The sequence below is a fragment of the Streptomyces sp. MST-110588 genome (assembly GCF_022695595.1).
In the GTDB taxonomy this organism is placed as follows: domain Bacteria; phylum Actinomycetota; class Actinomycetes; order Streptomycetales; family Streptomycetaceae; genus Streptomyces.
The window spans coordinates 164,492-190,262 of the sequence record NZ_CP074380.1; the positions used below are offsets into that span (position 1 = coordinate 164,492).

Genomic DNA, 25,771 nt, shown 5'->3' on the forward strand with positions numbered 1-25,771 from the left:
TTGGGGCACAGACAGACAACTGCCTGATGATATCGCCCGCGTTCCGCGCCGCCTTCGGCCGCCTGCCGTATACGCGGTGAGCTCCGTACCCGCCACCGCGGGGCTCCGGGGAAAGGTGTTGCCCGGTCAACTTCCTTACCGGGGGCCGCCGGTCATGTCTGACAGTGGATCCGGAAGTTCTCAAGGAGCCGCCCCTTCTCCGGCCTTCTCCGGCCTTCTCCGCCGCTCTTCGCCGCCCTCGCCTCTCTTAGCTGCTCTCCCCCGCTCCCCGGCGGCCTGTCCCGGTGCGCCGACAGGCCGTGCCGCGGCGAATGCGTCGGTGAAGTCGACGTCGACGTCGACGATCCCGCGACGCAGCGAATGCGCCACGGTGTGGCTCAATCGGCGTACTCCCTTCCCGCCTGCGCCGGTGACTATCGTCCTGCGGCGCGGGGGCACTCAGGGAGAGAGGGTCACTGGCGTGTTCTATTGCCTGTTCAAACACGTGGTGCTGGTACCGCTGCTGCGGTGGCTCTTCCGGCCGCGGGTCGAGGGGCGGGGGCATGTTCCGGAGCAGGGCGCGGCGATCGTCGCGGGAAATCACCAGTCCTTCTCCGACCAATTCATGCTGGGCGTGGTACTCAAACGCCGCATCACTTTCCTGGCCAAACAGGAATACTTCACGACCGGCGGCCTCAAGGGCCGGCTGACCGCTGCGTTCTTCCGTGGTCTGGGACAGATTCCGGTGAACCGGTCGGGTATGGCCGCCGGACGGGCCGCTCTGGAGGAAGGACTGAAGGTCCTGGGCCGCGGCGAATTGCTCGGCATCTATCCGGAGGGCACGCGCTCGCACGACGGCCGGCTGTACAAGGGGAAAGTCGGGGTGGCGGCGATGGCGCTCCGGTCGGGCGCGCCCGTGGTGCCCTGCGCGATGATCGGTACGTTCCAGGCGCAGCCGGCCGGCCGGCGGCTGCCGCGCCTGGTGCCGATCACGGTGCGCTTCGGTGAGCCGCTGGACTTCTCCCGGTACGCGGGGATGCACGACCAGCGCGCCGTCCTCCGGGCCGTCACGGACGAGATCATGTACGCCATCCTCAAGCTCTCCGAACAGGAGTACGTCGACGTGTACGCTGCCGACGCCAAAAAAGCGGGACGCGAAGCGGAAATGAGCCGCGCCTCCTGAGGGACGTGTTGTCGTTGATGCCGACGGGAAAGGGGAGACCCCGGACGATGCGGTGATCCACCGCCGGGTGGTCCGGCCGTCAGACCGGTGGACCACCCGGCCCTGGATACGCCGGCATGTCGCCGGACCCCGTCCGGCCGATGAAGGAGGAGCAGACGTCGTGAACCAACGGGACGGCACCTGGGACGTCATCGTCGTCGGAGCCGGATCGGCCGGCGGAGTACTGGCGTCGCGCCTGAGCGAGGACCCCTCCCGTTCGGTACTGCTGCTGGAGGCCGGGCCGGACTACGGCACCACGGTGGCCGGCCTCCCCGAGGACGTGGCCACCAGCCCGGCCTCCACACACACCCACGACTGGGGCTTCACCAGCGAACCGGGCGCACTGGGCCGGCCGGTGTCACTGCCCCGTGGGAAGCTGGTGGGCGGCTCCTCGGCCATCAACTCCGCGATCGCCCTGCGCGGGCAGCCCGGGGACTATGACAACTGGGCGGCCGGAGGAAACACCGGCTGGTCCTTCGCCGATCTGCTGCCCGCCTTCCGGCGCGTCGAGCGGGACCTGGATTTCGCCGGTCCGTGGCACGGCGCGCAGGGCCCCGTACCCGTACGGCGGCACGGTCCCGGCGAGCTGAACGAACCGCAGCGCGCCTTCCACGACGCCTGCGTCGCCCTCGGCCACCCCGTCGTGACCGACCACAACGCCCCCGGGGCGTGCGGCGTCGGACCGGTACCGGTCAACCGCGTCGACGGCGTACGGCAGAGCACCGCGCTGACCTACCTCGCGCGGGCACGCGACCGCGCGAACCTCACCGTACGCGGGCAGGTGCTCGTGGACCGGGTCCTGGTACGCGGCGGACGGGCGAGGGGAGTACGGCTCGCCGACCCCCAAGGGACGGAACTGCGCGCCGGGCAGGTGATCCTGGCCGCCGGTACGTACGGCAGCCCGCCCGTCCTGATGCGCTCCGGCATCGGTCCGGCGCACCACTTGCGGGACCTCGGCATTCCCGTACTGGCCGATCTGCCCGGTGTGGGCGGCAACCTCCAGGACCACCCGGCCGTCACCCTGACGTTCACCGGAACCGTTCCCGCCCCGGCCGACCCGCGCGAGCCGGTCCTCCAGACGTTCCTGACCTGCCGCGTCGGCGAAGAGCGGAACGACGCCGGCCCGTCCGGCACGGCCGCCCTCGGCGCGAGCGACCTCACCGCCGGCCCCGGTACGGCCGGTCCCTCCTGCGCTCCTGACCTCCAGATCTTCCCCCAGGGACCGGAGGCGGACCCGGACGGCGGCCCGCGCGAGTCCGTGGTGACGCTGTGGGTGGCGCTCCTGCGGCCGTACTCCACAGGCCGTCTCCTGCTGCGCTCGCCGGACCCCCGCCACGCCCCGCGCATCGATGTGGGATTCCTGCGCGACCCCCGGGACAGCCACCGCCTCGTGGAGGGCATGCGGCTGGCCCGGCGCATCGCGGCCACCCCGCCGCTGGCGGACCTGCTCCGGGCGGAACGGTCCCCGGGCCCCGGCGTGTCCACGCCCGAGGAGCTGACCGAGGCGCTGCGCCGCACCGTCAGTGGCTACCAGCACGCCGCCGGGACCTGCCGCATGGGCCCGTACGACGATCCGGAGGCGGTGGTCTCCCCCACCGGGGCCGTACACGGCGTCGAAGCGCTGTACGTCATCGATGCGTCCGTCATGCCGGGTCTGCCGGCTGCCAACACCCATCTCACCACCATGGCCATCGCCGAGCACTGCACGCGGGCGCGGTGGGCCGACGGGGCGGTGCCACGCCCGCCCAGCACGGACTGACCGCATTGGTGCGATCACTTCGGCACGACCGCTTCCATGCGTCTGATTCCATGCGACCGCTTCCATGCGACCGCTTCCATGTGCCATTGCCATGGAGTACCTGGGGGCTTCCTACACCTCCATTTCCCCGGGACTGGAAATGAGGGGGTAAAGGTTTCGGCGACTCGTGGGATGGCGAGCCGCCGGGCCCTGCTCCCTCAATTCCTGCGGTACCGGTGCCCTAAGGGGTTCTTTCAGAATGCCGGGTTCTTGTGGGCGAGGGTCATGCGGTGGGCGAGCTGGAGGAATGCGTCGTGCAGAGGGAGGGAGCGGTCTGTCGTACTAGCTGAAGGCCGAGATGGCCGGGGCTGTCCAGAAGGTCACAGTCGGCCCGTAGGCGCCGTCCTCCTCGTCGCTCACCTTGACGGTGATCTCCCGGTCGGGGTAGCGCGCGGACAGCACTCCCTGCCAGCACTCCCCAGGGCCAGCGCGAGTTGGGGCAGTTCCTCTCCGAGCTGATCGTCATCCGCCAGGGGGGTGTTGGCGAAACTGTCCCACAATTCGACGTGATTGACGACGGCTTCGACACGTCGCCGATCGTCGCCCAGGTTCGTGAACCAGTCGTCGACGGTGCCCTGACTGAAGCGCTCCTTGAGGAACACGCAACCGCGGTACTCGACTGTCTCGGGGCAGAACAGCCAGGCCGCGGCCAGGACGAAACGCAGACCGCCCTCGAAGTCGAGGTAGTTCTCCGGACAGAGCTCCTCGTCCTTCCAGTCGGTACGCCACCGCCTGAAGAACGCGGGCAGCTCACGCTCGGACCACGCCGGTTTGCCGGTGCTCACGGAATCTCCCAGGGGAACGCAGCCCGTACTGAACTGACTTCGATGGGCGCACGAAAACGTCGCCGGTCGTCGGATGGTATGACGCGCGTCTTCCACGACGTGCGGGGGCTCCCCCTCCATGCGGGCCGCCCTCCCGGTCCACGCGCTTCACCGGCCGCGGCCGGAGCCGTCCTCACCCTTCATGTGGCCGGCTCAGACTGAGGATGGACCTGCACAACCGTTTCGGCATGGCTCGGTCGGCATAACCGCATGGATAACGGGCATCCGGATTGCCTGGGACGCGGAGGGTGCCATGACCACGACGGGTACGGAGCGGCCGGCCGGGCCACGCACGGCGGACCGCGGATGCGTGGCTGAGGGCGGATGCGTGGCCGAGCGCGGATGCTTGTCCGGTTACGGCCCCGGTCAGGGTCATGGCCCTGGTCACGACCCTGACCACGAGCCGCCGGAGACGGCCCGTGATCGCGTCAACCGCAGGTGGCACGAGATCCTCCAGGAGACGCGGGTCGCCCAGACCGGCGTACAGATCCTCTTCGGCTTCCTCCTCAGCGTGGCGTTCACCCCCCTGTTCCGGGACCTGACGGCCTTCGACCGCACCGTGTACGTGATCACCGTGGTACTCGGCGCGGCGGCCACCGCGTCACTGATCGCGCCGGTGTCGATCCATCGCTTCCTGTCCGGACAGCGTATGAAGGACGAGGTGGTGGAGTCGGCCTGCCGGCTGATGAGGTGCGGCATGGTGCTGCTCGCCCTGACCATCGGCTGCACCCTCCTGCTCATCCTGCACGTCGTGCTGCCGAGCCTCCTCGCCGAGATCATTGTCGGCGGCGTCATGCTGTGGTTCGCGCTGTGCTGGTACGTGCTCCCGCTGCGGCTGCGCCGTCGCTCCGGCCGTCGCGAGACCGTACCGACCGACACATGAGGCGACCGGCCGCCGCGCTACCCGCCCGAGGCGAACCGCTCCACGGCCCGGCAGACGGCGGCCCGGTGTTCGGCGAGGTAGAAGTGTCCGCCGGAGAAGGTCTCCATCCGGAACTCCGCGGTGGTGTGTGCCTTCCACTCCCCGGCCTCCCGCACGGTCAGGCGCGGGTCCCGGTCGCCGGTCAGGCACAGGAGCGGGATGTCCACCGCGGAACCGGGGTCGGGCCGGTACCGGGCGATGGCGCGGTAGTCGTTACGGACGGCCGGCAGGATCATCCGTACGATCTCCGGGTCCCGCAGCAGCTCCTCCTCCGTACCGCCGAGCCGCGCGATCTCCGCGAGGATCTCCTCGTCGGTGCCGCGGTGGACGCTCTCGGCACGCCGCCCGGTGGACGGGGCGCGCCGCCCGGAGACGACCAGCCGGCGGTCCACCGGCCCACCGGGGGTCTCCTGCGGGCCGGCCAGGCGCCGGGCGACTTCGAAGGCCACGGCGGCGCCCATGCTGTGCCCGAAGAGCACCAGCGGCGTGCTGCGAAGAGGAGGCAGATGGCGGACCACCTCCTTGGCGAGGCCCTCCACCGTGGTGACGAACTCCTCCTGTGAGCGGTCCTGGCGCCCGGGGTACTGGATCGCCGACAGGTCGTACCGCTGGGGCAGATGAGCGGCGAAGGGGTGGAAGAAGGTGGCCGCGCCCCCGGCGTGCGGGAAGAAGAGCACATGTGCCGTGGGCTCCGGCACCCGGCGCAGGTCCCGGACCCAGCGGTTCACCCCGTTCACACGTACTCCTGTCGTTCTTGTGGTTCCTGTGGCTCTTGCCGTTCTTACTTACTTACGGTTCCGGTCGTTCCTGACGTTTTTGTGGCTCCCGTGGTTCCTGTCGCTTGCGACGAGGACGCGAATGCGCCGGACGTACGGAGTGAGTAACGCTGCTGAGTACTGATGTCGGGTACCGATGTCATGCCGTCACGCCGGAACCCCGCCGGTCCCGCCCCGTTCATCGAGCGCCGCGGCGCCGGCCGATGCCTGCTCGGCCGCCCTGGCGCGGGCGGCGGCGGCCTGCGCGGCCTGTCCGAGCTGGTCGGCCAGGCGCGCCTGGGCCAGCCAGTTGTACGGGCAGACCGGGCGCAGGTTGATCCGCTCGCTCAGCAGCGTACGGGCCGTGTCGCCGCGCCCACCGCGCAGCGCCGCCTCCAGCAGCGTCTTCTGTACGGCGTCCCGCTGCGCGTGGCTGCCGCCGAAGTCGTTGACGTGGTACCGGATGGGAGCGAGCAGGTCGACGGCTTCCCCGTACCGGCCCTTCCCGTAGGCGATCAGCGCCCGGCAGACCGGAAGTCCGATCCGCACGGTCATCGCATGGTTGGTCACACCGGGCCGCGGGTCGGCGGTCCAGGCTTCCCGGTCCCGTACGAGCTGTTCGGCGTCGGCGATACGGCCCGCGCCCACGTACGCCATGACGGCGTGCACGTCGTTGAAGGCGTAGTACGGCGCGTCCCGGCGGGCCGCCCAGGCGTCGGCGAGCTTCGCCCAGCGCGGGCCGGCGTCGGAGTCGGCCAGCAGCAGCCGCCACAGCAGGGCGGAGGCGTCCAGCAGTTCCATGGCCACCCCCGTCGGCTCGGCGTCGTTGTGCAGGACCGCGTCGTAGATCTCCAGCACCCGCCGGGTGTCGCCCGCCTCCAGGGCGTAGAGACAGTAGTGCCACCAGTTGTGTACGTTGAGGTAGTTGCCACTCGCCCAGTCCTGGGTGCGGGCGTCCAGGAAGCGGATGCCCTGTGCGAAGCGGCCCTGCATCTCGTACGTGTGCACCGCCGCGTGGATGCCCCACACGTCGCGCGGGTGGCGCTCGACGGACGCCAGCGCGACCTCCTCCGAACGGCCGTAGTGGCCGGACTCCTCCAGGCCGAACGCGTACATGCCCAGGATGTGCCCGTACCGCGGATCGTCCTGGTCCCACCCGGTCAGCGCGCCGCCGACGCGGTCGCGCAGCCGGGCCGCGTCCCCGGTGAAGAAATCGATCTGGTGCCCGACCGCCAACGCGAGAACGTCCTGCGGGTGTTCCACGGTGATGTCGCCGAGCACCTGTCCGGCCCGGTGGAGGTCCCCGGCCAGCCAGGAAGTGGCAGCGGCGAGGTGCATGCGCTCACGCGGTGTCGCCCCGGCCGCCGGGTGCACCGTGTCCTGGAACCGCGCGAAGGCGTCCCGGAAGGTGACGGCGTCCTTCTCCTCCGTACCCAGTAGGGCGAGATAGGCGGCGAGGGCCTGGCCCATGACGGAGCGCGGCGAGGTGTCCAGGACCGCCCGGGACTCGGCGGCCACCTCGCCGCGGAAGAGGAGGAGCGCGTCCAGCGCGTTCTCGTAGTGGGCCACGGCCTGCGCGTCGGTCTGCGACATCACGTGGCCGTGCCGGTCGGTCTTCGTCATCTCGTCGGCTCCGTTCGACGCTCTGGCGGCACCCTGGCCCGGGTCCTGATACTCCCCCACCGTGCCCCTCCGCAGACATGCGCGCACATGGGGCGGCGGTGCTCCGGAGTGTCGGCGCTTCGCGGCGTCGCCACCTCCGGGCTTCGAGGCGCGCCGGAGGTGGTGATCCGGCGAGTTGGGGGCACAAGAGGTAAACGATCTTCGCCTGCTCAGGAAACCGGCCGTCAGGAAGCAGGTGACAGGTGGCAGGAAGCAGGTGGTTCGCAGAACTCCGTACAGATCCCATACAGCCCCCGTAGAAAGCCGTAGCCGACCCACAGGAGACAGCGATCCATGGTCACTCCCGTACGCCGGTCCCGCCTCGTGGTCCGCCGGCCCGCCTTCAGCCTGCGCGACCTGGCCGTCGGTTTCGGCCTGGTCGCCATCGGCGTCGTCGGGATCGGTCTCACCGTGAAGACCGCCCTCGGCGGCGCTGCACACCACCCCTTCGCCACCGTGGCCATGGGCACGGCGGCCGTCGTGGCGGCCGTCGCGCTGCTCCGCGTCCGGCGCCGCAGACGTGCCGTCCGTCGCGTGACGGTGAGCCCGGCACGTACGGATCCCGTGGTGGTGGCCGGGAGCGCCGTCCTCCGATCGCCCGCGGTGCCGGAGGCCGAGGACTACACGCGGATGGACGCGGATGAGTTCGAGAGCGCGGTGGCCGGTCTGTGCGAGCGCGACGGCTGCCAGGACGTCCGAGTGGTGGGCGGGGCCAACGACTTGGGCGCGGACGTGGTGGCGACGGCGCCGGACGGCCGTGCCGTCGTCATCCAGTGCAAGCGTTACAGCGCCACGAACAAGGTCGGCTCCCAGGACCTGCAACGCTTCGGCGGCACCTGTTTCGCCGTACACGGGGCCGAGGTCGCGGCATTCGTCACCACCAGCACCTTCACCGACCCGGCGGCCGACTACGCGCGGCAGTGCGGAATCCTCTGCTACGACCTGCGGGCCCTGACCGGCTGGGCCACCGGCACGGGACCGGCTCCGTGGGAATAGCCGGACCGAACTCCTGCCCCAGAGCGTCGGCGCGAGGGCCCGCGCCGGCACCAGGCGTCCCCCGGACACGGCGCACTTCTCTTCCCGAATGACCCGCACCCGTTGTAGCCAACTGACTACTCTGTGTACGTGAGGGTCAGGGTTTCCGCTGCACGACGGTCCGTCTTTCGGGCCGTCGCCGCCGCGCTGCTCGCCCTGTTGTCCGTTCTGGGCACCACACACAACGCGGAGCCGGCCCTTTCGGCTCCGGCCGTGAGCATCGCGGCCGACGATGCCGCCGCGACCGGTCCCGAGACCGACGAGAGCGGCGGAGTGCTCCCCGGACAGCACCGCGTCGCCGGTGCCGCCCGTGTCGGACGGGCGGCCCGGCGCCCCGCTGGGCACTCGCGCATGGCGGACTTCTCGGCCTCCCCTGCCGACGCCGTCCGCCGCCCGCCCCTGAGGCCGCCCTCCTCCGCACCCGAGCGCGCCCTGGTGACCGCCACCTGCTCCCGCCACACGGTCCTGCGCTGCTGAGACGCCCGTTCAGTACGGAACCGCGTAGCTCACCCGGCAGACAGCAGGAGACCGCCATGCCCATCGACCCCACGCGCGCCGTGAACAGCTATCTGCGCGCTCACGCCTTCTCGGCACAACCCCCGCCCCAAGGCACCGGCACCGACTCCGGGACCGCACCCGGCCGGCAACCGGAACCCGACCCGCAATCCGGCCCGGAATCCGGGCCGGAACCCCGGCTCGAGCCGGTCGTCGAGGAACCGGCGACCGACCCGGCCCCCGCCATCCGCCCCGGGCCATTGCCCTCGGGTGACTCCTTCGCCCCCCGCCGCCCGCCCGGCCTGCCGGCCCGCCTTTTGGCCCGGCTGCTGAATGTCAGCACGGACAGCGACTGACAACCGGCGACCGGCTGATCGGCCGACCGGCTCTTTGACCGGTCGGCCGATCAGCCACCGTCCCGCGCAGCATGCGACCGGCAACGTGCAGTCATAGGCAACATATTCCCCTTTGTGCACGAGAGTTGACTGCGCTAACGTCCGCTCGTGTTGATTAACTTGCGTAACATACGCACCACGCGTCACCGCAAACCCGGTGTCCTCGCTGCGACAGCAGCCGTGTTAACCGCCGTGATCGTCACACCCCAGGGGCCCGCGGTCGCCGCGCCCGCCAGGACCGGCCCCACCGAGAGCACCCCCGTCTACTCCTACGACCGCGCCATCCGCGAGACGATCTGGGTGGACACGGGCATCGACGGCGCCGGCACCGGCCGTACGGACCGGGTCGCCGTGGACATCATCCGGCCCCGCGAAGCCGCCGAGCAGGGGCGCCAAGTCCCGGTGATCATGAATGCCAGCCCGTACTACCAGTCCATCGGACGGGGCCCGGAGAGCCAGGTCAAAACGTACGACGCGCAGGGCAACCCCGCCCAGTTCCCGCTTTACTACGACAACTACTTCGTACCCCGCGGCTATGCGGTCGCCCTGGTCGACCTGTCCGGAACCAACCGCTCCGACGGCTGCAACGACGTCGGCGGCCGGGAGGACATCGCCTCGGCGAAGTCGGTCATCGACTGGCTCAACGGCCGGGCGCACGGCTACAGCTCCCGTACCGGAAGCACCGACGTCGACGCCAACTGGACCACCGGCTCGGTCGGCATGATCGGCAAGAGCCACGACGGGGCGGTCGCCAACGGAGTGGCGGCCACCGGCGTCGACGGTCTGGAGACCATCGTCCCCATTTCGGGCCCCACCTCCTGGTACGACTACTACTTCTACAAGGGCGCCTCCACCAACTCCACCGAGGGCATCGCCGGACAGTCCCGCTACGTGCACAGCCCCGAGGCGAAGGCCCGCTGTCAGGCCGTGGACCGCGCGCTCGTCGAAGGCGCGCCGCGCAACGGCAACCGGACCGCCATGTGGGAGGAGCGGGACTTCGTCACCAACGCGCACAAGGTCCGCGCCAGCGTGTTCGCGGTGCACGGCCTCCAGGACCTCAACGTCCGTACGCAGCACCTGAACAAGTGGTGGGACGCGCTCGCCGCCAACGGCGTGGAGCGCAAGATCTGGCTGTCCACGGCCGGTCACAGCGACCCGTTCGACTTCCGTCGCCAGGAGTGGATGTCGACCCTGCACCGCTGGTTCGACCACTACCTGATGGAGTACGACAACGGCATCGACCGTGAGCCGATGGCCGACATCGAGCGTGCGCCCGACCAGTGGACCACCGACCGCGTCTGGCCGCCGAGCGGCACGCGGACGACCACGCTGCGCCCGGTGGCCGGCCCCGTCGCGGGCGTCGGCACGCTGGGTACGGAGGCGGCGCCCGCCGGTGCCACCGCCGAGTTCACCGACGACCCGAAGGTGAAGGAGACCGAGTGGGCGGCGAAGATCGACCAGCCGACGCCCGACAAGGCCGGTTTCACCACTCGGCCGCTCAGCCGTGACCTGCGGCTGTCCGGCCACGGGACGGTGACGGTACGGGTCACCCCGTCGACCGGGTCGGCGACCCTGTCCGCGGTACTGGTCGACATCGGTCCGGCCACCATCCGTAACTACAGCTCCGGAGGGGGCATCACCATGCTTCCCGAGAAGGACTGTGTGGGCAGCGGCAACACCTCCGACACCGGCTGCTTCAAGAAGGGCGTCGCCAACAAGACCGAGGTCGACCGGACGGTCTTCAGCCGCGGCTGGGCCGACCTCGGCCACTACGCCGACTCGCCCCGGCGTGAGGTGGTCCCCGGTAAGCCGTACACCATCACCCTGGATCTCGGCACGGCCGACCATGTGGTCCCGGCCGGTCACCGGCTGGGCCTGATCGTGGCCGGCACGGACGCCGGACTCATCGACGCGCCGTCCACGACGCCCAAGCTGACCGTCGACCTGCACGGCACCTCGGCCGCCCTGCCGCTGGTCGGTGGCTACCCGGCCTCCCTGCGCGGCATGGACACCGCCGGCGCAGGCAATTCCGCCGTCGGCCGTCTGAAGTAACGACCGGGGTGGCCTCTTACGGGGCCACCCCTCACGGCACTCACCCTCACGGCATCCCGCAACCGGCCGACGCCCGCCGGTGCCCCTTGAGAGTCCGTGACTCAGCGGGGACTCAGCGAGCGGTGAAACGGGCCGCCGATTCCCCGCGCAGACGGCCCGGCGGGAGCTTTCGCCCGAAGGCGAGCAGCAGGAGGTCCTGGGCGGCGCCGGTCAGAGGTGGGCCGGTGCCGTAGGACCAGTCCAGGTCCTCGGCACGGAGTTCGACGCCGTCCAGGCCGGCACCGAAGAACTTCGCGGATCGGGGGTGACGGTCCCCAGGAGGATGCGCAGGCGGTCTTCGGGACGCGGCGGTCCAGGCCCAGGGCGACCGTGATGTCCAGGCCGTGCACCACGTCGTGTCCCAGCGCGGACGTGTAGCCTCCGACCGGCGGCTTCCAGGGTGGTCGGCGTTGTCCCTCAGTGCCGCGGCGAGTTCGCGCGTCGAGAGGGCGGCGGCGTCCTTGCGGGCGCACCGGTCGGTCATCCGGTGGAGGCCGCCGCGTGCCCTGACGAGTTCCAGGGCCACCTTGGGAAAGGGGTACCGGAACCCCAGCGACATGTGTGCTGCCACCTCCCGCACCCGCCACCCCGCGCACAGGGACGGCATGTCCCACTGCTCGGGCGACAGACCGTCCAGCAGGTCGGCCAGCTCGCGGCGCTCGGCCGCGATGGCGGCTCTGACGTCCGGCGTCGTCGTCCTCGCCGGTTCCGCCGCTGCCGCCGTTCCCGTCGTTGCCGCCGTTCCCGTCGCCCTCGCGTTCTTCATGAGGCAAGGGTGATCGGCCGGCTTCCCATATGTCCAAGAACTTGTTTTTCTCGTCCCTAGAATGATCAGTTATGGAACTCCGGCAACTCCAGTACTTCGTCGCCGTGGTGGAGGAAGCCAGCTTCACCCGCGCCGCCGCGCGCCTGCACCTGGCACAGCCCGGAGTCAGCGCCCAGATCCGGCAGCTCGAACGGGAACTCGGGCAGCCGCTGCTGGTCCGCTCCGGGCGGTCGGTGACCTTGACGGAGGTGGGCCGGGCGGTGCTGCCGTACGCGCGGGCGATGCTCGCCGCCGCCCAGGGCGTGCGGCAGACCGTGGAGGAGTTCACCGGGCTGCTGCGCGGCCGGGTCGCGGTCGGCATCATCTCCGGCGCCGCTGCCCGGGGGTTCGATGTGGCCTCCGTCCTGGCCGACTTCCACGACGCCCACCCGCAAACCGAGATCTCCCTCGTCGAGGACAGCTCGGAACGGATGCTCGACGCGCTGCGGCACGGTGAGCTGGACATCGCCGCGGTAGGTCTGGCGGAGGAGGCACCGCCGCCCGGCATCTCGTTCCAGGTCGTCATCGACAAACCTCTGGTCGCCGCCGTGGCGCCGGACGACCCTCTCCTGGCGGACCGGGAGCGTACGAGCGTACCGCTGGCCGGGCTCCGCGACCGCCCGCTGATCAGCCTGCCGCGCGGCACCGGCGTGCGCGGCGTACTGGAAAGGGCGTGTGCCCAGGCCGGATTCCAGCCGCGCATCGCCTTCGAGGCGTCCACCCCGTACGTGCTGGCGCGGCTCGCCGCCCGGGGGCTGGGCGTGGCCGTGGTGCCCGAGCTGCCCGACGACATCCAGGCCGGGATCGGGCTCCGGACGCTGACGATCACCCACCCGCGGCCCCGCGGCCGGATCGCCCTGGCCTGGCGGACCGACGACACCCGTACCCCCGTCGCCAGAGCCCTTCTGGCCCAGCTCCGTACGGCTTTTCCTCCGAGCCGGCCCCTACCGCCGCTCTGAGCCCGGAACTTCGCTGCGGCACGTACGACGGAACCGACGCGGTGGTACGGCGGAAACCGACGCGGTACGGCGGGAACCGACGTGACCGGCCGGTCGTTGTTCGGGTCATGCCCCACGTACTTGTTATCGGCATCGACCCGCACGCCGTACCCGGCATGGACGGAGACGCTCTGCGCGCACTGCTCGACGCGGAACTGTCCCGTTTCGGCGAGCATTCCATAGACGCGTCCATGACCCTGGTCGCGCCGGACGCATCGGCCGAGCCGGTGATGGTGGCGGCGCTGACCGAGCGCGACTGGGACGTCGTCGTCATCGGGGGCGGTATACGTAAAACCGAGCCGCTGCTGGCGCTTTTCGAGCACACCGTGAACCTGGTCCGACGGCATGCCCCGAAGGCCGCCATCGCCTTCAACACCAGTGGCGGTGACAGCGTCGAAGCCGCCCAGCGGTGGCTGTGACCGGGCTCCCCCATGCACTCGGGCTACGGGAACTGACGGCGGACGACTGGGCGGTGTGGCGTGCGCTGCGGCTCGCCGCACTCGCCGACGCGCCGTACGCCTTCGCGTCCACGCTCGCGGACTGGCAGGGCGACGGCGACCAGGAGGAGCGATGGCGTGCCCGCCTGGACGGCACGGACTCCTACAACGTCGTCGCGGTGACCGACGGGAAGCCCGTCGGCATGGCCAGTGGCGTTCTCGGCACGCATCACGGCGTTGTGGAGCTGATCTCCCTGTGGGTCGACGGTGCTGCCCGGGGGCGGGCGTCGGGGACCGTCTGGTGCGGGCGGTGGAGCAGTGGGCCGTACGCCGGCGGGCGGACGCGCTGCGGCTCGCGGTCGGGCCCGGCAACGCGTACGCGATCGCGCTGTACCGGCGGCACGGATTCGAGATGGCCGGGCAAACCGGGGGCGCGTCGCCCGGCGGGGGACGGCAACGGGAACATGTGATGGCGAAGTCGCTGCGAGACGCTGTCGGTACGAGGGGCGAGGGCTGATTCAGGCTGCCGAGTTGCCTGCTGGGGCGTTGTGTCCGAGTGGTGTGTCCGAGTGGTGTGTCCGGGTGGTGTGTCCGAGTCGCTCGGGAGCGGTCGCGGTCCGGCCCGACCCTCTGCCTCGGTCACACGAGCAGTTCGTACGCGGCCCGTGCCAGGCTGCTGCCGCGCCGGTAGCGGCGGGTGGCGAAGGCGGCGAGGGCGGTACGGGTGGCCGGGCGGAAGCCCAGGAAGGCTTCCTGGCCAGGGGTGGCGCCGCCGTGGAAGTAGACCGGGCCGTGGTCGGTGGAGTGACGGAACCAGGTGAGGGTGTGGGTGTGGAGATGCCCACGGCCGCGCCGGAGCACGGGCCGCTGCACCGCGCGGAGCGCCTGGCCCAGAGCACGGGGGTCCGACGGGGCCGGAGGTGAGCCTCCAGGTAAGTGAGCAGGTCATCGGGTGTGCCGCGGATGGCTCCCGCCGCGGCGAAGGCCGCGGCGTCGAAGGGCGGAAGCGCCTTGCGCCCGAGACTGTCGTGCCCGGTGGCGTCGGTGACCACGGTGACGAGCCGGGTCGGGGTGACGGGCCCGGTCGCGGCGGCGGCCCGGTCGGGGCGATCTCGGTGGGGTTCTGCCCCGTGCCGTCGAGCCCGGCGCCCTGGGGGCCGAGTCCGGTGTCGGCCAGGCCCAGTGGTGTCAGGACATGGGCGCTCAGCAGCCGGTCGAAAGGGGCGGCAGCCGCGTGCGCGAGGGCGGGGGCCAGGAGCGCCACACCGAAGTTGGAGTAGTGCCAGTGGGTGCCCGGGGCGTGACGCGGACGGCTGCGGGCGAAGGCGTCGAGGAGTTGGCCCGGCGCGTAGTGCACATAGGGATTGGTACGCCAATGGGGCAGCGCCCGGCGGTAGATGTCACGCGGCAGGCGCGGCAGCCCGGACGTATGGGTGATCAGGTGGAAGGGGGTGATGGCGTCACGGTGAACGTGTGGTGCCGGGCTGACGGGCAGATGACGGGTGACCGGGTCGCCCGGGCTCAGCACACCGTCCTCCGCCAGGCGGGCCAGGAGCAGCCCGGTGAAGGTCTTTGAGGCGGAGCCCAGTTCGTAGCGCAGTGCCTCGCGGGCGGGCGCTCCGTACCCGTACGTGGCGGTGCCGGCGGAGACGACGGTGCGCCGGCCGTCCTGGGACAGGGCCAGCACCACGTCGGGAGCCTCGAAGCGCTCGGCGGTCGCGCGCAGTTGACGGGGGCCGATGTACGCGTCGGTCATGGGGCGGAGTCGCTGAGCGCGGTCATGGCCCGGGAGACGGCCATGGTCGAGGCGAAGACCGCGACGAGTGTGGGGTGGTGTACGAGGTCGAAGATCTCGCCGGCGTCCCCGGTGGGCATCGTGTGCTGGACGGGCATGGCTCCCTCCGGGCTCTGCGCGTCCGCGTACCGCTGCCAGATGCCGGTGTCGAGCGCGGGCCGGGGCAGACAGGCGTCGACGACGAGGAGTTCGCCGAGCAGGTCCCAGTGCCGGTGCAGCGCCCACTCCTCGGTCCATACGGGCAGCCACAGGGTGAGGTAGCGGGCTATGTCCTCGGGCAGGTTCCCCAGCCGTTCCCCCCAGTCGGTGAGGTGGAAGACGGTGTGGGTGACGGCGTACGCGATGTGGTGGTCGACCGTCCAGGGCTCGGGGGTGTGGCCGAGCCAGGTACGGCGGACCGCCGCCGGCTCGTCGATGCCGGCCGGCAGGCCCGCGCGGGCGGCGAAACGGGCGATTCCCAGCCGCCGGCTGGGCGGGGCCTCCAGCGCCCGCCAACTGGTCGTACGGCTGACCAGGCGGGCGTGTTCTGCCACCCCGGGGTGGCTGTATCCCAGCTCGCGGAAGGGCACGTACAGCTCCAGCGGCACCGGTGAGAGGGGCTCGTCCCGCTGCATCCAGGCCAGGACCTCGCCGCCTTCGAGGACGTCCTGCCAGGCGAAGTCCAGCAGCCGCCGGATCTGTGCGGCCTGGCGCGATCCGGTGACGCCCTCGCGGGTCAGGATGCGGCCGACCAGTGCCAGTTCACCGACGGGCTTGAGGCGTTCCTTGACCTGACGGGCCGGGGTGTCCCGGTTCAGGCGCAGACGGAAGTGCTCGCGGTGGGCCTCCAGCCAGTTCAGCGCACCGGCACCGACCTGGTGCAGCAGTGGGGCTGTGGTCATCGCGGTCCTTTCCTGGCGGGGTCCTGGCCGAGGTGGGGCGGGGGTGACGGAGGTGCGGGTGAGGGTGACGGCGGTGCCGGGCTCGGGCCCGGGGTCTGGGCGGGACCGGGTCGTCGTCGGAGGTACGGCGTGCCATATGAGCCGCGAGTGTGGCGGCGAAGGCCGTGACGAGGGTGGAGTGGTAGCAGGTACGGAAGGTGTGCTCGGCCTCGTCGGGCTCCGGGGCGTCCACGGTTTCCGGAACGTACACGGTCTCCGGGGAGTCCACGGTTCCCTTGATCTCCGCGACCTCCGGGACAGCGCCGTCGGGCCGCTGCGCCGCCGCCAGCGCCCGCCACGCCTGGGCGACTCCCGGCAGGACGTACGGAGCCGGCGAGGCGGGCGGGACCGGGAGCATGGCCGCGACGGCGAGCAGCTCACCGGTCAGGTCCCAGTGGCCCGCCGCTACCGTGCAGTCCAGCCAGGCCGGCAGCCACAGGGCGAGGTGGTCGCGTACGGCGGCGGCCAGCGCCCGCGGTTCCGCGCCCCAGTTGGTGAGGTGGAAGACGTGGTGCGTGGCGGCGTAGCCGGCGGATGTGGTGAATGCCCACGGTTCGGCCAGCCCGCCCAGCCAGGTCCGTGCCTGGGCCGCTTCGCGGTCGCAGTGCGGCGGGAGTGCGAGCCTGCGCTCGGCGAGGAGTACGGCCAGTGTGCGCGTCGGTTCGCGTTCGGTCAGACGCCAGGCCCGGGTGGTGACGGTTGCGCGCAGGAACGTTTCGAAACGGTCGTGGCGCAGCCCTGCCTCGGCGAAGGCCGCGTACATCTCCAGCGGGTACGTCGCATGCGGCTCGCGCCGTGCCAGTGCGGCGAAGACCTCTCCCGGCCGGTTTCCCGCCAGGCGAAATCCAGGAGCGCGCGGGCCAGGTCGCCGACCCCACCGACCTCCCCGACACCGGTTACCTTGCTGGTCCCGCTGGACTCGCCGGTCCTTCCCGTCCCACCGGTCCCGCCGTCCATCGCACCGGTCCCGCCGTCCGACGCACCGGACCCGCCGCCCGGGGCCAGGTCGCCGAGGCGGGCGATGGAGTGGCTTACCTGCGCCAGCTCGCCCAGGGGGCGCAAGGTCACGTTCCGGTCGTGCTGCGGGCCGGTGGGGTCGTCGGGAAGCCGGAAGCCGTCCCGGTGCCGGTACAGCCAGCCCAGGGCCGCCGCCGCGATCCGCTCCGGTTGGGCGCGTGGGCCACCGTCCACCGGTCCGGCTCTGCGCCCGGTGACCGGTCCGGCGGCCGGCCCGGCGGCGGTCACCGGACCGCCGGCCGCGTGGCCCCCGCCGTGCCCACGAGCAGGGCCTGCGCGACCTGGACGTGGAGGGCCACCCTGGCGTCGTCGCCTCCCATCTGGGCGACGAAGGCGAGGCCGCGGTCCAGGCCCAGCGAGGGCGGAACGTCGTCCATCGTGGCCAGCCAGCGTCCGGCGCCGGCCGCCTGGAACCAGTCGCGGCGGCGTACGGCCCGTACGAAGCCCCGTGCGACGTCCACGACCCGTCCGCCCGCGGCAGCACTCAGCTCGGACGGCAGCGGCAGCCCCGCGAGCGCGGCCACCTGCGCGAGCCGATGGGTCACCCGCGGCCAGGGGTCCGCGGTGACCCAGGACGCGGCGGGCTCGGCGCCGGTCCCGGCAGCGGTGCCGGCCGTGGCACCGGTCAGGCGCAGCGCGCCCAGCAGCCCCCAGTGGTTCCACTCGCTGGACGAGGAGCCCGCGGCCGGCGGAAAGGCCCGGGCCGCCGTGCCGAGGAGCGCGATGTCCGCTTCCGAGGCGGTCTGTCCCAGGAGGGTGCAGGGGGCGAGGACGTCGGCGCCGAGCACCCGCGCCGCCGCGGGCGCCAGCGGATCGTCACTTCGCGTGACCACGGAAGAGAGCAGGTCGAAGTGGTTGCCCCCGCCCGGAGGGCGGAGACAACCACACGCGCGAATTCTTGAACCGTCTCGTCCAGTGCGGTCGAAGCGTTCAGTCCTTCAGGATCTACCGGGCCTTCCGATCTATCGGGCCTGCCGGTCTTTCGGGTCCTTCGGCCACGCTTCTAGCGTTTCGTCGGCCGCGGCGCCGGCGGGGACAGGAGGAATCCCGCTCCGCCGATGAGAAGGACCAGGCATTCCGCGGAGTCGTGGAAGCTGCCATCGGCCTCCACGGGGTTCAGGAGCCCCTCTACGTCTTCTGCCAGCTTCTCCGTACGCGCCGATGTGGTGGACGGTGTTTCAACAGGCAACATAAGATCAACCCCTTGAGAGAATGCCGAATGCCTGTATCGCACTTCTTCCTACGGGTAATTCAACCCCCGTCGGGCAGGCCGGGCAACTCCTGAGCATTCACGGAGCCGCGACGCAGGCCACGATTACGCGAGATACCACAACGCCGATTACCGGGAAGGAAATCAGCGCCACGGAGCACGGAACTCACGCGTCGGCATATCGCACTCGACACCGTGGAATTGCCGGGTCAGCGGTCGAGGACCGTGAGGTCGAGCCGGGCGAGGCGTTCGGGGTCGGCGAGGATGTCCAGGGCCACGACCTTGCCTTGCGCGATCGTGAACGCCATGACCGACAGCGGCCGTCCCTGCGACACCGCCACGACGCCCGCGGCCCCGTTGACCAGCGCGGCCGTGCGGCCTCGGCGAACCGGGCGAAGGTCATCGCCCGGCCGGCCACCGCCGCCGCACCGCGCAGCACCGCGCCCGGCCGCTCCGTCCCGCTGTCGGAGCGCGCCACGACGTCCGGGTCGAGGACCGCGACGAGTGCCTCGAAGTCGCCCCCGCGAGCTGCGGTGAGAAAGGCGTCGACGACTTCGCGCTGGCGGGCGAGGTCGGTATCGGGGGCCGGTGCCGCTCCCTGAACCCGGCGGCGGGCGCGGCTGGCCAGTTGCCGGGCCGCCGTCGGGGTACGTCCGACGATCGGGCCTATCTCGTCGAAGGGCACGGCGAACAGGTCGTGCAGAACGAAGGCGAGCCGCTCGGCGGGGGCCAGCGTCTCCAGGACCACGAGCAGGGCAAGGCCTACCGAGTCGGCGAGCAGCGCCTGCTGCTCCGGGTCGATGCCGTGCACGCCGCTGACGAGCGGGTCGGGGAGCCGTACCTGATCCTCCATCGGTTCCTCGCGCCGTGCGGTGCGGGCGCGCAGCATGTCCAGGCAGACCCGGCCGACCACCGTCGTCAGCCAGCCGCCCAGATTCCCCACGGCACCGGTGTCGGCGCGGCTGAGTTTGATCCAGGTTTCCTGTACGGCGTCGTCCGCCTCGCTCAGCGAGCCGAGCATCCGGTAGGCCACCGCCCGCAGGTGGGTCCGGTGCTCTTCGAACCGCTCCGCCAGAAACCCGGTCTCTCCCGCCCCGTACATCCCACTCGTCTCCGTCGTCCCGCTCATGAATCCCTGCTCCTGCCCTTTGTCCTGCGGTCTCGCCGTCCGTCACAGCACTCCGTCACAGCACTGACGTACGGAACCCGCTCGATGTGACGGGCGGGCGCGGCAAACATAACCGGGCCGACGCCCTCGTCCAGGAGGGGACCGACGCGCTCATATGCACTTCACCTCAAGTGACTTGTCCGACCCGCGGTCGTTGTACGGGCAGCGCAGCGGACAGGAGCGACCGGACCGGAGCGAACGGAAGCGGACGGGAATCCCGCCGACGGGGTACCGGCGGAGGCCGGGACGAGCGGGAAAAGACGGGAAAGACCTGGAGCCGGGCCGGCCCACGGCACGGTCACAGGGCCCGTACGACAGGACAACGGGAGAAAAGGGGCCGATACCGATGACACAGGAACGCCCAGTGGTCGTCACCGGCTGCTCGTCAGGCATCGGCCGGGCCGTGGTCCGGCATCTTCTCGGCCGTGAACACACCGTCTACGCGACGGCGCGAGACATCGGATCCATAGGGGACCTGGCTTCGGACGGAGCGCGGATCCTGCCCGTGGACCTCACCGACGCCGGCGCGATGCGTGAATGCGTACGGCATGTGGAAGCCCGGCACGGCGCGGTATGGGGTCTGGTCAACAATGCCGGGTACGCCCTGACGGGCCCGGTCGAGGAATTGGACATGGATCAGGTGCGCCAGCAGTTCGAGGTGAATGTCTTCGGGCACATCACGATGACGCAACTGGTTCTTCCCGGAATGCGCCGGCGCGGCGAGGGCCGGATCGTCAACATCTCATCGGTGGCGAGTCGCTTCACCCTGCCCGGAGGCGGGTGTTATCACGCCAGCAAACACGCCTTGGCCTCCTTCGGCGATGCGCTGCGCTATGAGGTGTCACCGTTCGGCGTACGGGTGAGCGCCATCGAACCCGCGGTGGTGCGCACCCGGTTCATCGTGACGGCGGTGCGGCTGCTGACCGCCCGCGGGCCGGGAACCGGGGCGTATGCCTCCTTCCGCGATGCCCTGGCCGACTGTTACGCGCGCGTGCAGCGGACTCCGTACCGGTACGGGGCGGTATCCGCCGACAAAGTAGCCCGTGCGGTGGGGCGGGTGCTGGCATCGGATTCTCCGGGACCGCGCCACGTGGTGGGCGCGGCGGCGCGTCTGACGGTGGGGCTCCGGTGGCTGCTGCCGGGGCCGCTGTTCGACGCTGTGGTGCGTGCCCGCTTCCCCGTCCCGCGCCAGGAGGGACGATCATGACCCGGCAGTGGGGTGTACTGGGAGTCCTGTGCCTGGCTCTGCTCCTGCTGGGCGTGGACCAGACGGTCCTCAACGTCGCGCTGCCGCAGATGCAGCGCGATCTCCACCTCGGTTCGGCGCAGTTGCAATGGGTGGTGGGCGCTCACATGCTGGCGCTCGCCGCGGGGGTGCTGGCGGCGGGCAACTGGGGTGACCGGCGGGGGCGGCGCAGGGCGCTGGTGGCGGGCCTGGTGATCTGCGGTCTGGCGTCCGTACTCGGCGCCCTGGCGGACAGCGCAGCGGAGATCATCGCGGCCCGTGCCGTGATGGGGCTCGGCGCGGCCTTCATCATGCCCTCCACCCTGTCCGTACTGGTGCAGGTGTTCCCGCAGCCGGCCCGCCAGCGACTGGCCATCACCATCTGGTCCACCGTCGCCGGGGTGGGTGTCCTTCTCGGGCCGGTGTCGGGCGGCTGGCTGCTGGAGCACTGTTCGTGGCGGGCGTGCTTCTGGGGCACCCTTCCCCTGGTGGTGCTGCCGCTGTGCTGCGTCCCCGTACTGGTGCCGCCCTGCCGCGACGACCAGGCGCCACCACCGGACCCGGCGGGACTCCTGCTGTCCGGGGCGGGCCTGTTCGCCGTCATCTGGAGCTTCATCCAGGCGCCGGTCCTCGGCTGGACCGATCCCCTGGTGGTGGGGGTCGCCGCCCTGGGTGCCACGCTGCTCGCGGCGATGATCTGCTGGGAGCGGCGGGCACCGGCACCGATGCTCCCGCTCGGATTCTTCCGCGACCGCGGCTACGCGGTCGCCGCGACGATGCTCTGCCTGATGTTCTTCACCCTCGTGGGAGCGACCTTCCTCCTCACCTTCTACTTGCAGGGCCTGAAGGCCATGTCCCCTCTGGCCGCCGGGCGGACCCTGCTGGCCGGCGGGCTCGCGGTCGCCGTCGGCGGGCTCGTCTCCGCCGTCCTCGCCCGCCGGACGCGGGCCAGGACGGTGATGGCCGTAGGCATGCTGCTCAACGTGTGCGCCTTCGTCGTCCTGGCCGGGACCACCGCCGGTTCGTCGCTGAGCCGCCTGTACGTGTTCCTGAGCCTGATCGGGCTCGGTGTCGGGCTGGCCGGCGGGCCTGCCACCAGCCTGATCATGCGGGCGGTCCCACAGCGGCGGGCGGGCATCGGAGCGGGGGTGAACGACGCCGTACGCAGTGTGGGCAGCACCTCCGGCGTAGCGGTCGTCGGGTCGGTCTTCAACACCGTCTACTCCTCCCGGATCGCCCGGTCCCCCGGCGCTCCGGTGCCCGCGGGCGCCCGGGACCACCTTCTCGGCGCGCTGGCGCAGGCCGAACGGCTCGTGTCCCGGGCGTCCACGGGCCGGGGGCGGCTGCAGCCGTCCGAGCGCCTGCGGCTCCTGGGGGCGGCCCGGCATCTGGCCGAGGACGCCGCGCAGGCGTTCACCGCCGCGCTGCGCACGACGTCCTGGCTGTCGGCCGGTATCTGCTGCGCGGGGTGTGCCTGGTACTCGGCGCGCTGCCCCGCGGCCGGTCGGCGGCATCACCACCGGCGCCACCGACCCCGCCACAGGCAGCGGCCCCGGTGCCCGCCGAGCAGCCGGACGGGGTGAGGTGATGCGCGGCACGCTCATCGTCAACCCGGCGTCGACCGGGGCCGGCGACGCGGTCCTTCGTGCCGTCCTGGCCGAACTCACTCCCGTGGTGCGCCTGGACGTCGCCGTCACCGCGTGCCCCGGTCACGCCTTTCATCTGGCCCGGGCGGCGCGGCGGGACGGCGTACGGCTGGTCGCGGTGCTCGGCGGGGACGGCACCGTCAACGAGGCCGTCAACGGCCTGCTGGCCGACGGATGGGACGCGGGGCCACACCACCGGCCGGCCGTGCCCGCACTGGGCATCCTCCCGGCCGGAGGGCTCAACGTGGCCGCCCGCGCGCTGGGACTGGGGCGGCATGCGGTGCCGGCCGCCCGACGGCTGGCCGAGGCGGTCGGCCAGGGGCGGCGGACGGTCGTCAATCTGGGAAAGGCGGACCACCGCTATTTCCTCACGGCCGCCGGAGTGGGCTTCGGCGCGGAGCTGATGGCACTCGTCCAACAAGGCCGGCAAGAAAACCGATGCCCACCGGGCCGACGGCAATCAAGGTGGCGGCAACGAGGCCGGGGCGGTGGCCGGTCCGGCGCGTGGAGCCGCTATCTGATGCCCGCGGCACGGCACTTCCTCTCCGGTACCGACCGCAGGGTTCCCGCCCTGTCGGTGGCCCTTCCGCAGGAGGAACCGCAGCAGCGGGCCGAGCGGACGGAGGGGGTCTTCGCGTTGCTGGTGGCCAACACCTCTCCGTACGCGTACATGGGGCGTTGGCCGCTGGCCCCGTGCCCCGCCGCGTCCTTCCAGGACGACCTGGAAGCACTGGCGTTCACGGACCTTTCCACCCACCGTTGCGCGGCTCTCCTGGCCCGGATGCTGCTGCGGCCCCGGCACGAGCACAACGGCAGACCGGTACGGCGTTTCGCCGGCCGGCAGAGCCTGTCGGTCACCGTGACCCGGCCGGTGGCCGTCCATGTGGACGGCGAAGTCCTCACACCACGGCGGGAGGTGCGGTTCTCCTCGACCCGCGGAGCATTGGCCGTCGCCCTGTGACAGACCTTCCCTCCCCTTCCCTCCCCTTCTCCCACCTTCCACCGCCGCCGAACGCCTGCTTGAGAAAAGGACATGGTGAGGAAAATTCCTGAGCACTACTCGCCGGTGAACTCCGGTACCGGTACGAGCGACGCGCCGGGCTCTCGCGCGCGAGGACGGATGCACTCCGGGCGGCCGGGTAGCCGGCAGCAGGGCGTGGAGCTTCCTGGGGCGCTGCGCAGGGACATGCGCCGGTTCGCCGCGCAGCTCAGCGCGCATATCAACGCCCTCTACCCGGACACCAACGCCCTGAACCTCGATGTCACCCGCGAGTTGCTCGGGCTGTCACCGGACCAGGAACTCCCGCCCGCGCTCGCGGGGCACGTCCAGGACCGTGTCCACCGGACGCTGGTGCGGCCGGTGCGCCACCTCGTGGACGCCGGCGGCCAGCGCTGGCGGCCCTATCTGCTGGCGAAGATCATTCACGTGCTCGGGGGCGACAGTGTCTTCTACACGCCTCTCCTGGCAGCCGGTGAACTCATGCACACCGGCTCGCTGATCATCGACGACGTCCAGGACGAGGCACCCGTACGACGGGGCAGAGCCGCTGCCCACACCGTCTACGGCACGCCCACCGCACTCAACGCCGGCACCGCCGCCTTCTTCGCGTTCGACCGGGCGCTGCGCCGGGTTGTGCCGGACGACGTGGTGCTGCGCTGCGCCGTACAGGACGCGTACCTGTCGGCGCTGCGGGCCGCGCACGCCGGTCAGGCCCTGGACATCCTCGGCCTGCGCGAGGAGATGGACACGGCCGTGGCCACCGGGAACGCCGGTCCCCTCCTGGACCAGGTGCGGCTCACCCACCGGCTGAAGTCCGGGGCCCCGGTCCGGGCGGCCTTCCACGTCGGCGCCCTGCTCGTGGGCTCCTCCGCCGAACTGTCCGGGGCGCTGCAACGATTCGGCGAGGCCGTGGGCACCGCGTATCAGATCACCGACGACGTACTGGATCTGCGCGGTGTGGTCCGGGCCGGCGCCCCGACGAAGTCCGTCGCCGAGGACCTGCGCAACGGAAAGGTCACCATGCCGCTGGCCCACGCGGTGGCGTTGCTGCCGCGCCGGGACGTCGAGGCCGTCTGGCACCTCGTCCGGGACGGGCACCTGAGCGAGGACGGCGTCCGGGAGGCGATCGGTGCGCTGGAGACCTGTGGCGCCGTCGACGCATGTGTCGACGAGGCGGAGCGGATGCTGCTGGCGGCCTGGGAACAGGTGAAGCCACTGCTGCCGGGCACCCGGCAGAGCTGCTTCATCCACGCGCTGGCCCGCCATACGGTGCGGCGGGTGCGCGTGGCCTGAACCGGACCAGCGGCGATGGCAGCGGTGGTGAGGGCGAGGGTGATGACGGTGGTGGCCGTACCGTCGCCGGGACGAGCCGTGGGCGGGCGGTCGTCAGCGGTTCCGGCGCCACCGAGGGTCTACCGGGGAAGGCTCGCTCACCCGAAGTCCGCGATGCCGTAGTCGCCTTGGGTGCCGGGGTAGCTGCGTACCTTCGGCGGGTCGTCGTAGTACGAGCGGCGGCGGGCCGGCCCCAGGCGCTGCACCCGGGCCCGGGCCCGGAGCGTCCCCCGGACGAGGTACGGCAGCAGCCGCGGCTCGCGGTACCCGAAAGCCGTACGCAGCGGCGGATCCATGAGGCCGACGACAACCCGGCGCACCACCGGCCGCACCGGCGCCGGGAACCACCGGCCGACCACACCGAGGGCCTGGTCGGCCACCCTGCGACCACTGGGCGCGGTGGCGAACCGGGACCGTTCGTATTCCCTGTTGAATTCTTCGAACTGCGTGTAGTCGGAGGGAATTCCCTGGATGTTCATCCGCTCTCCGACATTGCGGTAGAACCAGAAGGCGGCCAGCTTCTCCTGTTCCAGCAGCGGGCGCCAACCGTAGGCGTCGATCCATCTGATCGGTTCATGGACGAATGCCGAGAGCGTATACAGCATGTCCTCGTTGCTGATGGCGTACCAGCGGTGTGCCCTGTTGATCGTCCGCAGTGCGGTCCTCCCTCCGGGGAGTCGTATCCGTACTTGACCAGAGCCGCCATGAGAACGAGCGTGTCGTCATACCGGCGTTGTCCGGCCCGCGCGAACTGGCATGTGGCGTCCAGCAGTCCGCCGATCCCGGGGACGGCGAAGGTCCGGATCAGTGCCGATTCCAGGGCCCGCTGATAGTCCCAGGGGAATTCCAGGCCCGAACTGATGCGGTAGATCTCCAGGTGGTCACGCATCCCGTCGAGCGTCACGATCCGCCGCGCGTTCCCGTAACGGTCCGCGAATACCCGCACCATGTGAACATCTCCCCATCACGCTCACGAGTTCTTCGGCCGCGCACGGCCTGGGACCTTGGCCCCGACCTCGATCCCGACTTCCGCTGAATCC

General features: G+C 71.2%; 23 protein-coding genes and 3 pseudogenes. 14 read left to right on the plus strand and 12 right to left on the minus strand.

The genetic code is table 11. The features are described 5' to 3' along the window. The first annotated feature begins 460 nt into the window (after positions 1-460). Positions 461-1,162, plus strand: coding sequence for a lysophospholipid acyltransferase family protein (locus KGS77_RS00825; protein WP_242587231.1), 702 nt, complete (start codon positions 461-463; stop codon positions 1,160-1,162). Positions 1,163-1,322: 160 nt separating this feature from the next. Continuing rightward, positions 1,323-2,960, plus strand: a complete 1,638-nt coding sequence (locus KGS77_RS00830) for a GMC family oxidoreductase N-terminal domain-containing protein (RefSeq protein ID WP_242578064.1) — start codon at positions 1,323-1,325, stop codon at positions 2,958-2,960. Positions 2,961-3,355: 395 nt separating this feature from the next. Here KGS77_RS00830 and KGS77_RS00835 read toward each other — a convergent pair whose 3' ends face one another. After that, positions 3,356-3,784, minus strand: coding sequence for a hypothetical protein (locus KGS77_RS00835; protein ID WP_242578066.1), 429 nt, complete (start codon positions 3,782-3,784; stop codon positions 3,356-3,358). A 367-nt stretch (positions 3,785-4,151) separates the two neighbouring features. Here KGS77_RS00835 and KGS77_RS00840 point away from each other — a divergent pair, with 367 nt between their 5' ends. After that, entirely contained in the window at positions 4,152-4,706 is a 555-nt protein-coding gene (locus KGS77_RS00840) for a DUF6328 family protein (RefSeq protein ID WP_242578067.1), read from the plus strand. 17 nt (positions 4,707-4,723) lie between these two features. On the opposite strand, the gene KGS77_RS00845 is transcribed toward KGS77_RS00840, so the two are convergent. Both KGS77_RS00845 and KGS77_RS00850 read right to left on the minus strand, forming a co-directional pair. Beyond that, positions 4,724-5,482 carry an alpha/beta fold hydrolase gene (locus KGS77_RS00845; RefSeq protein ID WP_242578069.1) on the minus strand — a complete coding sequence of 253 codons (759 nt, stop codon included), beginning with the start codon at positions 5,480-5,482 and terminating at the stop codon, positions 4,724-4,726. Between the two features lie 186 nt (positions 5,483-5,668). Further along, positions 5,669-7,123 (minus strand): tetratricopeptide repeat protein, encoded by a 1,455-nt coding sequence (locus KGS77_RS00850; protein ID WP_242578072.1) that lies wholly within the window; start codon positions 7,121-7,123, stop codon positions 5,669-5,671. A gap of 333 nt (positions 7,124-7,456) precedes the next feature. Here KGS77_RS00850 and KGS77_RS00855 point away from each other — a divergent pair, with 333 nt between their 5' ends. The 4 genes from KGS77_RS00855 to KGS77_RS00870 all read left to right on the plus strand — a co-directional run bounded on the left by KGS77_RS00855 (position 7,457) and on the right by KGS77_RS00870 (position 11,139). Next, entirely contained in the window at positions 7,457-8,158 is a 702-nt protein-coding gene (locus KGS77_RS00855) for a restriction endonuclease (protein ID WP_242578073.1), read from the plus strand. A 129-nt stretch (positions 8,159-8,287) separates the two neighbouring features. Then, positions 8,288-8,674, plus strand: a complete 387-nt coding sequence (locus KGS77_RS00860; protein ID WP_242578083.1) for a hypothetical protein — start codon at positions 8,288-8,290, stop codon at positions 8,672-8,674. Positions 8,675-8,730: 56 nt separating this feature from the next. Next, on the plus strand, positions 8,731-9,048 hold the full coding sequence (locus KGS77_RS00865; RefSeq protein ID WP_242578084.1) for a hypothetical protein: 318 nt from the start codon (positions 8,731-8,733) through the stop codon (positions 9,046-9,048). A 168-nt stretch (positions 9,049-9,216) separates the two neighbouring features. Continuing rightward, entirely contained in the window at positions 9,217-11,139 is a 1,923-nt protein-coding gene (locus KGS77_RS00870) for a Xaa-Pro dipeptidyl-peptidase (protein WP_277994302.1), read from the plus strand. A gap of 112 nt (positions 11,140-11,251) precedes the next feature. Here KGS77_RS00870 and KGS77_RS00875 read toward each other — a convergent pair whose 3' ends face one another. Beyond that, complete coding sequence (locus KGS77_RS00875) at positions 11,252-11,944, minus strand: maleylpyruvate isomerase N-terminal domain-containing protein (RefSeq protein WP_242578088.1); 693 nt, start codon at positions 11,942-11,944, stop codon at positions 11,252-11,254. A gap of 71 nt (positions 11,945-12,015) precedes the next feature. On the opposite strand from KGS77_RS00875, the gene KGS77_RS00880 reads away from it, so the two are divergent. The 3 genes and pseudogenes from KGS77_RS00880 to KGS77_RS00890 all read left to right on the plus strand — a co-directional run bounded on the left by KGS77_RS00880 (position 12,016) and on the right by KGS77_RS00890 (position 13,935). After that, positions 12,016-12,942 (plus strand): LysR family transcriptional regulator, encoded by a 927-nt coding sequence (locus tag KGS77_RS00880; protein WP_242578090.1) that lies wholly within the window; start codon positions 12,016-12,018, stop codon positions 12,940-12,942. Positions 12,943-13,049: 107 nt separating this feature from the next. Then, a complete protein-coding gene (locus tag KGS77_RS00885) occupies positions 13,050-13,400 on the plus strand; it encodes a hypothetical protein (protein WP_242578092.1) in 351 nt (116 codons plus the stop codon). Then, positions 13,397-13,935: pseudogene (locus KGS77_RS00890) on the plus strand (GNAT family N-acetyltransferase). The gene KGS77_RS00885 and the pseudogene KGS77_RS00890 overlap by 4 nt, the downstream one beginning before the upstream one ends. Positions 13,936-14,057: 122 nt before the next feature. Here the strand turns inward: KGS77_RS00890 and KGS77_RS00895 are convergent. The 7 genes and pseudogenes from KGS77_RS00895 to KGS77_RS00925 form a co-directional block, all read right to left on the minus strand. Continuing rightward, a complete protein-coding gene (locus KGS77_RS00895) occupies positions 14,058-14,291 on the minus strand; it encodes a hypothetical protein (protein WP_242578094.1) in 234 nt (77 codons plus the stop codon). 253 nt (positions 14,292-14,544) lie between these two features. Continuing rightward, positions 14,545-15,174 (minus strand): annotated as a pseudogene (locus KGS77_RS00900) (serine hydrolase domain-containing protein); the annotation flags it as partial. Continuing rightward, positions 15,171-16,052 carry a hypothetical protein gene (locus KGS77_RS00905; protein WP_242587232.1) on the minus strand — a complete coding sequence of 294 codons (882 nt, stop codon included), beginning with the start codon at positions 16,050-16,052 and terminating at the stop codon, positions 15,171-15,173. The gene KGS77_RS00905 and the pseudogene KGS77_RS00900, both read right to left, overlap by 4 nt. After that, positions 15,955-16,896, minus strand: coding sequence for a hypothetical protein (locus KGS77_RS00910; protein WP_242578095.1), 942 nt, complete (start codon positions 16,894-16,896; stop codon positions 15,955-15,957). Before KGS77_RS00910 ends, KGS77_RS00905 begins: the two co-directional genes overlap by 98 nt. A 478-nt stretch (positions 16,897-17,374) precedes the next feature. Continuing rightward, entirely contained in the window at positions 17,375-17,983 is a 609-nt protein-coding gene (locus KGS77_RS00915) for a hypothetical protein (RefSeq protein ID WP_242578097.1), read from the minus strand. 170 nt (positions 17,984-18,153) lie between these two features. Then, complete coding sequence (locus KGS77_RS00920) at positions 18,154-18,342, minus strand: hypothetical protein (protein WP_242578099.1); 189 nt, start codon at positions 18,340-18,342, stop codon at positions 18,154-18,156. A gap of 227 nt (positions 18,343-18,569) precedes the next feature. Next, a pseudogene (locus KGS77_RS00925) lies at positions 18,570-19,462 on the minus strand (sigma-70 family RNA polymerase sigma factor). Between the two features lie 412 nt (positions 19,463-19,874). Here KGS77_RS00925 and KGS77_RS00930 point away from each other — a divergent pair. The 4 genes from KGS77_RS00930 (at position 19,875) to KGS77_RS00945 (ending at position 24,692) form a co-directional block, all read left to right on the plus strand. After that, positions 19,875-20,735: an SDR family oxidoreductase gene (locus tag KGS77_RS00930; protein ID WP_242578102.1), complete on the plus strand. Its 861-nt coding sequence runs from the start codon at positions 19,875-19,877 to the stop codon at positions 20,733-20,735. After that, positions 20,732-22,336 (plus strand): MFS transporter, encoded by a 1,605-nt coding sequence (locus KGS77_RS00935; RefSeq protein WP_242578104.1) that lies wholly within the window; start codon positions 20,732-20,734, stop codon positions 22,334-22,336. The genes KGS77_RS00930 and KGS77_RS00935 overlap by 4 nt, the downstream gene beginning before the upstream one ends. Before the next feature lie 4 nt (positions 22,337-22,340). Further along, entirely contained in the window at positions 22,341-23,360 is a 1,020-nt protein-coding gene (locus tag KGS77_RS00940) for a diacylglycerol kinase family protein (RefSeq protein ID WP_242578106.1), read from the plus strand. 195 nt (positions 23,361-23,555) lie between these two features. Continuing rightward, positions 23,556-24,692 (plus strand): polyprenyl synthetase family protein, encoded by a 1,137-nt coding sequence (locus tag KGS77_RS00945; RefSeq protein ID WP_242578108.1) that lies wholly within the window; start codon positions 23,556-23,558, stop codon positions 24,690-24,692. 137 nt (positions 24,693-24,829) lie between these two features. Here the strand turns inward: KGS77_RS00945 and KGS77_RS00950 are convergent, their stop codons facing one another. Continuing rightward, positions 24,830-25,414 carry an oxygenase MpaB family protein gene (locus KGS77_RS00950; RefSeq protein ID WP_347404569.1) on the minus strand — a complete coding sequence of 195 codons (585 nt, stop codon included), beginning with the start codon at positions 25,412-25,414 and terminating at the stop codon, positions 24,830-24,832. Positions 25,415-25,771 lie beyond the last annotated feature (357 nt).

Excerpts from the sequence above, each read along its gene's own strand:
- KGS77_RS00850 (WP_242578072.1), bottom strand. The coding sequence starts at position 7,123 with ATGACGAAGACCGACCGGCACGGCCACGTGATGTCGCAGACCGACGCG.
- KGS77_RS00855 (WP_242578073.1), top strand. The coding sequence starts at position 7,457 with ATGGTCACTCCCGTACGCCGGTCCCGCCTCGTGGTCCGCCGGCCCGCC.
- KGS77_RS00865 (WP_242578084.1), top strand. The coding sequence starts at position 8,731 with ATGCCCATCGACCCCACGCGCGCCGTGAACAGCTATCTGCGCGCTCAC.
- KGS77_RS00875 (WP_242578088.1), bottom strand. The coding sequence starts at position 11,944 with ATGAAGAACGCGAGGGCGACGGGAACGGCGGCAACGACGGGAACGGCG.
- KGS77_RS00880 (WP_242578090.1), top strand. The coding sequence starts at position 12,016 with ATGGAACTCCGGCAACTCCAGTACTTCGTCGCCGTGGTGGAGGAAGCC.
- KGS77_RS00885 (WP_242578092.1), top strand. The coding sequence starts at position 13,050 with ATGCCCCACGTACTTGTTATCGGCATCGACCCGCACGCCGTACCCGGC.
- KGS77_RS00910 (WP_242578095.1), bottom strand. The coding sequence starts at position 16,896 with ATGTACGCGGCCTTCGCCGAGGCAGGGCTGCGCCACGACCGTTTCGAA.
- KGS77_RS00920 (WP_242578099.1), bottom strand. The coding sequence starts at position 18,342 with ATGTTGCCTGTTGAAACACCGTCCACCACATCGGCGCGTACGGAGAAG.
- KGS77_RS00930 (WP_242578102.1), top strand. The coding sequence starts at position 19,875 with ATGACACAGGAACGCCCAGTGGTCGTCACCGGCTGCTCGTCAGGCATC.
- KGS77_RS00935 (WP_242578104.1), top strand. The coding sequence starts at position 20,732 with ATGACCCGGCAGTGGGGTGTACTGGGAGTCCTGTGCCTGGCTCTGCTC.
- KGS77_RS00940 (WP_242578106.1), top strand. The coding sequence starts at position 22,341 with ATGCGCGGCACGCTCATCGTCAACCCGGCGTCGACCGGGGCCGGCGAC.